At 71.5% G+C, this 9,119-nt stretch carries 8 protein-coding genes and 3 pseudogenes; 4 read left to right on the plus strand and 7 right to left on the minus strand.

The genetic code is table 11. The annotated features are described in order from the left end of the window. Positions 1 to 9 precede the first annotated feature (9 nt). Positions 10 to 621, minus strand: a complete 612-nt coding sequence (locus AB0D10_RS40095) for an SRPBCC family protein (protein WP_360266007.1) — start codon at positions 619 to 621, stop codon at positions 10 to 12. Between the two features lie 252 nt (positions 622 to 873). Between AB0D10_RS40095 and AB0D10_RS40100 the strand changes: the two are divergent. Next, positions 874 to 1,807: pseudogene (locus AB0D10_RS40100) on the plus strand (LysR family transcriptional regulator). A gap of 136 nt (positions 1,808 to 1,943) precedes the next feature. Here the strand turns inward: AB0D10_RS40100 and AB0D10_RS40105 are convergent. Further along, positions 1,944 to 2,720: a crotonase/enoyl-CoA hydratase family protein gene (locus AB0D10_RS40105; protein WP_360266009.1), complete on the minus strand. Its 777-nt coding sequence runs from the start codon at positions 2,718 to 2,720 to the stop codon at positions 1,944 to 1,946. 176 nt (positions 2,721 to 2,896) lie between these two features. Here AB0D10_RS40105 and AB0D10_RS40110 point away from each other — a divergent pair, with 176 nt between their 5' ends. Next, on the plus strand, positions 2,897 to 4,231 hold the full coding sequence (locus AB0D10_RS40110; RefSeq protein WP_360266012.1) for a PLP-dependent aminotransferase family protein: 1,335 nt from the start codon (positions 2,897 to 2,899) through the stop codon (positions 4,229 to 4,231). A gap of 403 nt (positions 4,232 to 4,634) precedes the next feature. On the opposite strand, the pseudogene AB0D10_RS40115 reads toward AB0D10_RS40110, so the two are convergent. From AB0D10_RS40115 to AB0D10_RS40125, 3 genes and pseudogenes are all read right to left on the minus strand, one after another. Further along, a pseudogene (locus AB0D10_RS40115) lies at positions 4,635 to 5,249 on the minus strand (WYL domain-containing protein); the annotation flags it as partial. Positions 5,250 to 5,484: 235 nt separating this feature from the next. Continuing rightward, on the minus strand, positions 5,485 to 5,898 hold the full coding sequence (locus AB0D10_RS40120) for a hypothetical protein (RefSeq protein WP_360266025.1): 414 nt from the start codon (positions 5,896 to 5,898) through the stop codon (positions 5,485 to 5,487). After that, positions 5,814 to 6,074, minus strand: coding sequence for a hypothetical protein (locus AB0D10_RS40125; RefSeq protein ID WP_360266028.1), 261 nt, complete (start codon positions 6,072 to 6,074; stop codon positions 5,814 to 5,816). The genes AB0D10_RS40120 and AB0D10_RS40125 overlap by 85 nt, the downstream gene beginning before the upstream one ends. Here AB0D10_RS40125 and AB0D10_RS40130 point away from each other — a divergent pair. Next, the gene (locus AB0D10_RS40130) at positions 6,021 to 6,422 is read left to right on the plus strand and encodes a helix-turn-helix domain-containing protein (RefSeq protein ID WP_360266031.1); all 402 of its coding nucleotides are present in this window, start codon (positions 6,021 to 6,023) and stop codon (positions 6,420 to 6,422) included. The genes AB0D10_RS40125 and AB0D10_RS40130 overlap by 54 nt on opposite strands. 182 nt (positions 6,423 to 6,604) lie before the next feature. Here AB0D10_RS40130 and AB0D10_RS40135 read toward each other — a convergent pair whose 3' ends face one another. Beyond that, complete coding sequence (locus tag AB0D10_RS40135) at positions 6,605 to 7,759, minus strand: tyrosine-type recombinase/integrase (protein WP_360266014.1); 1,155 nt, start codon at positions 7,757 to 7,759, stop codon at positions 6,605 to 6,607. Between the two features lie 92 nt (positions 7,760 to 7,851). Between AB0D10_RS40135 and AB0D10_RS40140 the strand changes: the two are divergent. Then, positions 7,852 to 8,019, plus strand: a pseudogene (locus AB0D10_RS40140) (pirin family protein); the annotation flags it as partial. A 199-nt stretch (positions 8,020 to 8,218) separates the two neighbouring features. On the opposite strand, the gene AB0D10_RS40145 reads toward AB0D10_RS40140, so the two are convergent. Next, positions 8,219 to 8,947 carry a TetR/AcrR family transcriptional regulator gene (locus AB0D10_RS40145; RefSeq protein WP_360266017.1) on the minus strand — a complete coding sequence of 243 codons (729 nt, stop codon included), beginning with the start codon at positions 8,945 to 8,947 and terminating at the stop codon, positions 8,219 to 8,221. Positions 8,948 to 9,119 lie beyond the last annotated feature (172 nt).

Genomic DNA, 9,119 nt, shown 5'->3' on the forward strand with positions numbered 1-9,119 from the left:
GCGGATACGCTAGGAGCCCTGCTCCGCTAGCGACTTGACGCCTTCGAGGGTGGCCGTCATGCCCTTGCGCAGTTCGCCGAGCCGGAACTCGACGATCTTCTCCTCGGCCTCCGGCTTGGCGTCGATGTAGGAGCTCATGCCGCTGCGGCCCGGGCCGATCTCCACCGACTGGCGCAGCCGGGTGCCGCCGTCCTCGGGGACGAGCTCGAAGCGCCACCGGGCCAGCGAGCCGGCCACCTCGGCGACCGGCTCGCCGTAGCGGCCGTCCGCGTCCATCACCGCCCAGGCGAAGGCGCGGGGGCCGGCCGGGCCGGCCTCGACTGCCGTCCCGGCCTCGCCGGTCAGCTCGATGACCTCGGAGACCGTCCGCCAGTCGGGCATGCCCGCGCGGCTGTTGTGGCCCTCGAAGCGGGCGCCCGGCGCGGGGCCGTCGGCGCCGTCCAGCCAGGCGACGCGGTGGAGCTCCGGGCTGAGCCGGGCGGGCAGGGCGATGTCGGTCACCAGCTCCCACACCCGTTCGACCGGCGCCTGGACGTAGATCTCACAGACCGTCCCCGGTCCGTCGGCGTAGCGCGTCACGTTCCCCCCACGTTGGTGTACGTCGTTCGTGTTGCGGATCATTGTGGATCCTTGCGGATCCTTGTGGATCCTTGTGGATCGTTGCGGATCACCACGGATGCTCGCGGATCAGTCGTGGGTCGACACCCGCCCGTGCCCCCGCCTCGGCGTCCGGAACGCCGCGAAGACAGCGGGCGGGTTGCCGCCCTGGGCCCGGAATCGATGATCGAGCCCGGCGAACCCCCAAGTCAATCCGCCGGTTTGCTGGGGCAGGTCCAAGTGATTCCTTGGGTGTTCGCGATATCTTGGGCCACCGTGACCATCGAAGATCTCCGCGTGTTCGCCGCGGTGTGCCGGGCCGGCTCGCTCAGCGCCGTCGCCCGCGACCTCCACTGCACCCAGTCCGCGGTCAGCCAGCACGTCAAGCGGCTGGAGCGGGAGCTCGGGCTCTCGCTGATCGAGCGGCATCCGCGCGGGGTCGTGCCCACCAAGGCGGGCCGGCTGCTCCAGGCGGCCGTCGCCACCGGGCTCGGCGGCATCGACCACGCGCTGCACCGGATCGCCGAACTCGCGCGCGGCGAGGGCGGATCCGTGCGGATCACCACCGGCGCCACCAGCGTCCGGCACTTCATGTCCGAGGCCGTGGTGGCCTTCCGCCGGCGCTTCCCGCAGGTCAGCCTGGAGTTCCAGACCGAGGTCTCCAGCCGCAGCTGTCTGGAGTCGCTCACGGCCGGGCGGGCGGACCTCGCGTGGATCACCCTCGGCTCCCCCGTCCGCGGCATCGAGCAGCGGCCCGTCGTCGACCTGCCGTGGGTGCTGGCCGTCGCCGCGGGCGACCGGCTCGCCACCCGGGCCCGCATCGAGCCCGCCTGCAGGACGCCCGGCTGATCGGGCTGCCGCCGAACTCCGTGGCCCGCTCCCAACTCGACGCCTGGCTGGGGAAGTCGGGCATCCGGCCGGTCTTCGACACCAGCGTCGCGGACTGGGACACCGCGATCCTGCTGGCCGAACTCGGGCTCGGCCACGCCATCGTGCCCGTCCTGCCGCAGTGGCGGGGCCCGGGCCACCCCGCGCTGCGGCTGCTCCCGTTCCCCGACCTGCCAGCCCTCACCGCCGGCTGGGGGCCGTCCGGGACTGGGACAACCTCGGCCCCCTCGCCCGCGCCTTCGCCGACACGGTCGCCGCCCACTGCGGCGCCGAGGCCGCCCTCCCGGCGGATCACCCAGCGGATCACCCGGAAGGGCCCTGATCCCCCGGTCGATCCGCCGACTTCCTTCATGAGAAGCCGCGTTCCGCGGAAGCGACGACGCAGGACCGGCGGCCGCCGCCCGAACCACGGGGGTCGGCTCGGGCAGCGGCCGCCGGTCCTGCCGACTGCGGCTCCCTCAGCGGGAGTCGGCCGTACGGTTCAGGAAGAGCCGCACCCCGTCCCGGACGCCCTCGGTGGGCACGGTCGCGGCGAAGGCCGCGGCCTCCACCGCGAGCCCCTCGTCGATCGGGAGGTTGATGCCCCGGGTGACGGCGCGCAGGCACGCGGCCACCGCGGTAGGGGCGTGCCGGATGATGCGGTCGGCCAGATCCCGGGCCGCGTCGAGCAGTTCACCCGCCGGGACGACCGAGTTGACCAGGCCGAGCTCGGCAGCCCGGGCGGCCGGGACCGGGTCGCCGGTGAGGATCAGTTCCAGTCCGCGCTTGCGGCCCACCTGGCGCGGCAACCGCTGCGAGCCGCCGAAGGGCGGCGGGAAGCCGAGCGAGATCTCCGGCTTGGCGAAGGTGGCGTGCTCCGCGGCGACGGCCAGCGGCGCCGCCTCCGTCACCTCGCAACCACCGCCGTACGCCAAGCCGTTGACCGCGACGATAACCGGCTTGGGGAACTCCTCGATCCGCCGGGTGAGCGCGTGGCCGCGCCGGACGAACTCGCGCAGCGCCCGCTCGGACCCACCGGCGATGCTGGCGGCCAGGGACGGGATGTCGGCGCCCGCGCTGAACGCCCGCTGCCCGGCGCCGGTCAGGATCACGGCGCGGACGGTGTCGTCGGCGTCGATCCGGTCCAGCTCGGCGAGCAGCGCGTCGATCGTCGGGTAGTCGAGGGCGTTGAGCTTCTCCTCCCGGTCGATGGTGAGGGTGACGACGTGCTGGTCCCGCTCGCTGCGGATGGTCATGGACGCGCGCTCCGTTCCCGGCCTCTGCCCCGGCCTTTGCCCCGGCCTCTGTTCCGGCCTCTGTTCCGGCCTTCCGCCGGACACCTCCGAGGTTAGGAACACCCCTCCAGGACAATCCACTTATTGTCCTGGATACATTTCCGGCACCCGCGACACCCCGGAACGGCAGGTGACCCGTGCGACCGCCCTCCTACAAGGCCATCGTCGACGAGTACGCGGCGGCGATCCGCTCCGGCGCGCTCCCGGCCGGCGCCCGGCTGCCGACCCACCGCTCCCTCGCCCGCGAGCGGCGGGTCGCCCTCGCCACCGCCACCCGGGTCTACGCCGAACTGGCCGCCGCCGGACTGGTGGTGGGCGAGCAGGGCCGGGGCACCTTCGTCCGGCTGCGAGCCGGCTACGACGGCCTCGAACCCTCCCGCGCGCTCCCGGTGCCCCGGGTCGCGGACCTCTCCTTCAACCAGCCGCTCGCCCCCGGCCAGGGCGACCTGCTGCGGCAGGCCCTGCGCGCCCTGGCCTCCTCCGGCGACGCCGAGGCCCTGCTGCGCCAGCACCCGCCGGGCGGCCACCGGCACGACCGGGCGACCGTCGCCACCTACCTGCTGGACCGCGGGATCGACACCGCGCCGGAGAACGTCCTGCTGACCAACGGCGCGCAGCAGGCGCTGGACTGCGTGCTGCGCGCCCTCACCTGCCCCGGGGACGTCCTGGCGGTGGACGCGCTCAGCTACCCCGGCATCAAGCTGCTCGCCGCCGCCCACGGGCTCGACCTGGCGCCCGTCCCGGTCACCCCCGCGGGCCCGGACCTCGACGCGCTCGACCGGCTCTGCCGCGCCCGCCCGGTACGCGCCGTCTACACCATGCCGACCGTCCACAACCCGCTCGGCTGGGTGCTCGACCGGGCGCGGCGCGAGCGCCTGGCCGGCCTCGCCACCGCCCACGGCTGCACGCTGGTCGAGGACGGCACCTACGCCTTCCTGGAGACCGCGCCACCCCCGCCGCTGCACGCCCTCGCCCCCGAGCACACCTGTTACGTGGCCGGCCTGTCGAAGAACGTGGCACCGGGACTGCGATTCGGCTTCGCCGTCCTGCCCGACCGGCTGCTGCGGGCCGCGACCACCCAGCTGCGCACCGCGGCCTGGGGTGCGCCCGGTCTGGTCACCGCGCTCGCCACCGGCTGGCTCGCGGACGGCACGGTCGCCCGCCTGGAGCACGAGCGCCGTACGGACGCCGCCGCCCGCCAGGCCCTCGCCCGTACCGCCCTCGCCGGGCTGGCCACCACCGCGCACCCCGCCTCGTACATCGTCTGGCTCACCCTCGAACCCCACCAGCGCCCCGACCACGTGGCCGCCGCGCTCGCCGCCGAGGGCATCCTGGTCTCCACCGCCGACGCCTTCGCCACCACCCCGCACCACCCCAACGCCATTCGCCTCGCCCTCGCCACGCCCCCACTCGCCGACCTCCCGGCCGCCCTCGCCCGGCTACGAACCACCCTGGACGCCATCGCCCCGTAGCACCCGGCACGAATCAGTAGACCGGTCTGCATATTTCTCCCCGCACCGCCCCGCACCGCCCCGCACAGGAAGTCGACCAGTCCGACTTCCTGTGCACCCCGTCGGACCCACCCCACCCCGGGCCCCAGAATCAGTAGACCGGTCTGCATATTTCTTCCAAGGCACCACCCGACACCGCACCAGAAGTCGACCGATCCGACTTCCCATGCACAACACCCGCCCGGCGACGCTAAATCAGTAGACCGATCTGCATATTCTTTCCCACCCCGCACCCGCCCAGGACGGAAAGTCGACCAGCCCGACTTCCTGTGCGCGATACCCACCCGACCAGATCAAATCAGTAGACCGGTCTGCATATTCCTCCCCGCACTGCCCCGCACAGGAAGTCGACCAGCCCGACTTCCTACTCCAGTCGCCCAGCAGCCCCCGCGACCTCCCCCGCCCCGGCCTCCCCCGCCCCGACCCCCTCCGCCCCGGCCGCCCGCCCGAAGCGGGAGCTCCAGTCCGCCAGCAGCGTGCGCAGCGCGGGCGGCTCGACCACCTCGAACTCCGCGCCCAGCGAGCCCAGGGCCATCGCGGGCCAGTCGAGCGAGTCGGCGGTCATGACGAGCCGGCAGCGGCCGGCGCCGACGGGCTCGACCGTGCCCCAGCGGCCGACCCGGGCGTGGACGAAGTCGGCGGGCGCGGCGACCAGCACCTCCACCCGGTGCGGCCGGGGCACGCTGTTCAGGCCGGCCCGGACGAACTCCGCCGCGTCGGCGGCCGGGAGGGTGCGCGGCGCGAAGCGTGCTCCGCTGCCCTGCGGGGCGGTCAGCCGGTCGAGGCGGAAGCTGCGCCAGTCGGCGCGGTCGAGGTCGTAGGCGACGAGGTACCAGCGGCGATTGAGGCAGACCAGCCGGTGCGGTTCGACGTGCCGTTCGGTGCCGCGCCCGTCGGCGGCCGTGTACGCGAACCGCAGCCGTTCGCCGTCCCGGCAGCAGAGGGCGACCACGGTGAGGAGGTCCGGGTCGACGCCCGCACCCGCCCGCTTGCCGTAGGGAAGGTCGACCGGCAGCCTGCAGGCGGCAGCTCACCTGACATGCCCGACAGCGCTACAGCTCCGTGAACCGGAAGGCTTCGGCAAGCTCTCCGGAGGCATCTCCGCGTTGCTCTCGGCGGGCCCCGCCATTCGCCGGTCCGGCAGCGCCTTCTGCAGACCGGCGCGCTGCTGGTGCGGTGTCGATGCTTCGGACCGACACCGCACGGGCCCGTGGTCAGACGCCGTGGAAGGCGACGATGAACCGCAGCTGCCTGTTGCGCAGCGGGGCCAGGGCCATGATGCGGACGGGGACCTCGCCGGCGCCGCCGTGCGGAATGCGCATGTGCCGGATGTCGCCGTCCGGGTGCTCGTAGAAATCGTGCCGGTCCCACAGTTCCTGGGCTTCGGGGCAGCCCTCCAGGATGTCCGCGACGAGCTTCTTCAACTGCTCGTTGTCGGGGTACTGGGCGGCGGCAGTGCGGATCTGGGCGAGGAAGGGGACGGCCCAGGATTCCTTCCAGTTGACCAGCTGCTCGCGGGCGCCGGGGTAGAGGAAGGCCCACCTCATGATGTTGCGCTCGTAGACCCAGGGGTACATCTCCCGGGACGGGTTGTTGTGCGCGACCACGTTCCAGGCGACGTCCGAGATGTGATCATGGCGGTGCGCGAGCCGCTGACGACCCGCTGGTTGGTGAAGTAGAAGTCCAGGCCGCTGCCGTCGCCGACGCGGATCTTGAGGGTGGCGGCGGCTTCGGTCTTGACGCTGAACCGGTGGAGTTCAGTGAGTTCGAGGACGCCAGCATCGGCGGCGATCAGGCGCAGCACGCCGCCGGATTCGACGGAGCTGAGCTGACGGTAGTCGAGGGTGATGCGAGGGGCGGCGTACCACGGGATTACGGTTCTCCCAAACCATCCTTGGCGCAGCACATTTGGACCTCCTCGGTCGCACCCATGGCGGCCAGCCCTCTCAGAGGAGAGTCCGTGACCTCACAGTTCATGACCGCCAGGCAGACTGCAGAGCACCTGAACATGTCCGTTCAGTGGGTCTACCGCGAGGCCCCCAAAGTCGGCCTTGTCCCGTATCGCTTCGGACACGGACGCAATGCGAAGTTGCAGTTCAAGGTCACCGAGGTCAATGCCTGGGTGAAGCAGCAGCGGATGTCCGGTGGCTGACTCCGGACACGAGCCGTCGAGGTACTGCTCCGACAGCGGCGTGTCACCACCTCAGCCGGGGTGGATCTCAACCTCGTTGCCCTGACCAGCTGCTCTCGGCCCGACTGTCCGACCGGCCCTCGAAGCACCTGCCCGGTACGGTCGGGGCCCCGTCCCGGTACGGGACAGGGCCCCGTGGGGTTTCAGGCCGCGAGGCCGAGATCGAGGACCTGGGCGGCGTGGCTGATCGAGCCGGGCATCAGATGACGGTAGATCTTGAAGGTCACGTCGATGCTCTTGTGCCCCATCCACTCGGCCACGTCGGTGATCGGGATGTTGTGGCTGAGGCAGTTCGAGGCGAAGAAGTGGCGCAGGCCGTAGAGCGTCATGCTGTCGGGGATGTCGACGTCGCCGGCGCGCTTGATCCGGTCCCACTGGTTCTGCAGGTAGTAGGACGGGTACGGCTTCGCGATGTCCAGCGGGTGACGGAGCAGGTAGCCGTCGATGGTGCCGTACGTGTCCGCGTACGACAGCAGGCTGCGCCGGGTCCGGGCCGGCAGCGGGACGTCTCGGTAGTCGCCCTCCTTGCGGTGCTTGAGCGGCGCGTAGTCCTTGGTGGTCTGGTTGACCTGCTCGGTGACGCGGTAGACGTCGTCGGCGACGATGTTGTTGACGTTGACGGCGAGGGCTTCGCCGTTGCGCAGCCCGCAGCCGCTCATAAGCTCGGCGACGAGCTTGAAGGTCTCGTCCCCGGCTTCGCGTATTCCGCGCAGCTGGAGCGGGGCCGGGATGACGGCGCGCTTCGGGTCGTACTGGGGCGGCTTGACGCCGTCGAACGGGTTCTCGTCGTAGAGGCCGAGGCGGTGGGCGTCGAGGAGGATCGCCTTGAGCTTGTCGAAGGCGTTGGACTGGGTGGCGAGGCCGACGCCGTTGCGCTCCATGGTCTGGATGAAGGCCTCGACGACCTTGTGGTCGAAGGTGCCCATCCGGCGGCTGCGGAAGGCGGGGTAGAGGTGGTGCTCCAGCAGCGAGTCGAGGTGGCGGAGGGAGGCGGCGCCGAGGTGGCGCTGGCCGGCCTTCCACTCGATGACGTACGGCTCGAACTGCATCGGGCTGTACTTCTGGATCCGCTCCGCCTTGTGCTGGCTCTGTGGAGCGTTCTTCCGGGCCTGGTACACCTCGATAAGCCGGGCCTTCGCCTTGTCCCGCGTGGCGAAGCCCGACTCCTCGGTCTGCCGTCCAGCCGCGTTGCGGTACCGGATCTTGTACTCGTGCGAGCACCTCGACCACCGGCTCTCGGGGTGCTCGCACTCCTTGAAGAAGCTGCCCATGCCGCGGACGAGGTTGATGGTGGCCATGGTTGTCGACTCCCGGGTCCCTTGCTGACCTTTTGCTGACCCCGGATGGTCGTTCAAGCCCCTGAGCTGGGAAGAAACGGCAGAGTGGTGGTATGTGGTGGAACTTCATCGGGCGGTCCCACGAGGACATCGTCCGGGCGCGGGACGAGTGGCAGGCCGCCTCCGACCGCTTCGGCGAGGTCCAGGGCTACCCCGGCGACCGCCTGCCCGCCCCCGAACTCCCCGGCGTCCCGCTCAAGCCCCGCGGACGAGTACGTTGACCTGGCTGTTCATCGGCATGGACCAGCCGGATGCACCGGCGGTCCACACCACCCTCACGACGACAGCACGACCTTGATCCGGCCCGCGCGGGCATCATCCTGCGCGGGTCGGCGCCTCACAGACTCTGTCATGGAGGCTGCTTCATCGCACGATCCCTCCTCGTGAGGTTCAACCTGAACGAGGGCGCTTGACGCGCGATCAGGCACGCGGAGCGCCACCGTCCGCCGCCAGGCGCGTGAGCCACTCACACAGCAGGCGCTGCTCCGCGTCGCTCAGGACATCGGAGTCGTCGGGAAGGGCGGCGCGCAGCGCGCGGGCCGCCGCGGCGGGACCGGACTCGGCGGCGGGAATCGCGGGCTCGGCGCGAGTGACGGCAGCGACCATGGACTCGCGCAGGACGGTCAACAGCGCCGGGTTGCGGCGGTCCGCGGGCGTGGAGTGCCAGGTGGTGACTGCGCCCTCACCGGTGGCCCGGATGATCTGGGCGGCCAGTTCCTCGTCGACGCGCAGCCATCCCCCGGCCGCCAGCCGGCGCACCCGCCCGTGGAGGATCTCCAGGCCCGAGCGGTGTGCTGCGTCCGGTCCCGGGCCGGTGGCCCGGTTCATCACCGCGAACAGCTCGGGGCGGGAGACCCCGAACTCGACCACCACGTCCCAGCCGCGGCGCAGCTCCTCCACCGGGTCCCGTGGGGCGGCGTCGAGCTGCGCGCGTTTCCTCTCCAGGAACTGCGCGTAGCCGTGCTCGGCGACGGCCTCGAGGAGCCCCTCCTTGTCGCCGAAGAGGCGGTAGATGGCCGGCGGCTGCGTTCCGGCCGCGGCGGCGACCGCGCGGGTGCTCACCGCGTCAGGGCCGCCGTTCTCCAGCAGCTCGACGGTTGCCTCGACGATGCGGCGCCGAGGGTTGTCGGTTGAGTCGCGTGTAGCCATGAACCGATGGTACCGGAGATCTGTTTCCATCGGAATTTCCAGTGTTACTGTTGAAGTGATTCCACCGGAAGCGTCGTCGGGAGTCTCAATGACTGAGTCAAGCCGTCTGCGCGACCGGATCGGGGGTGAAGACCCGGTTGTCGCGCAAGAGTGCCCACAGGACGCTGACCCG

Source organism: Kitasatospora sp. NPDC048545, from assembly GCF_040651155.1.
Classification (GTDB): Bacteria; Actinomycetota; Actinomycetes; order Streptomycetales; family Streptomycetaceae; genus Kitasatospora.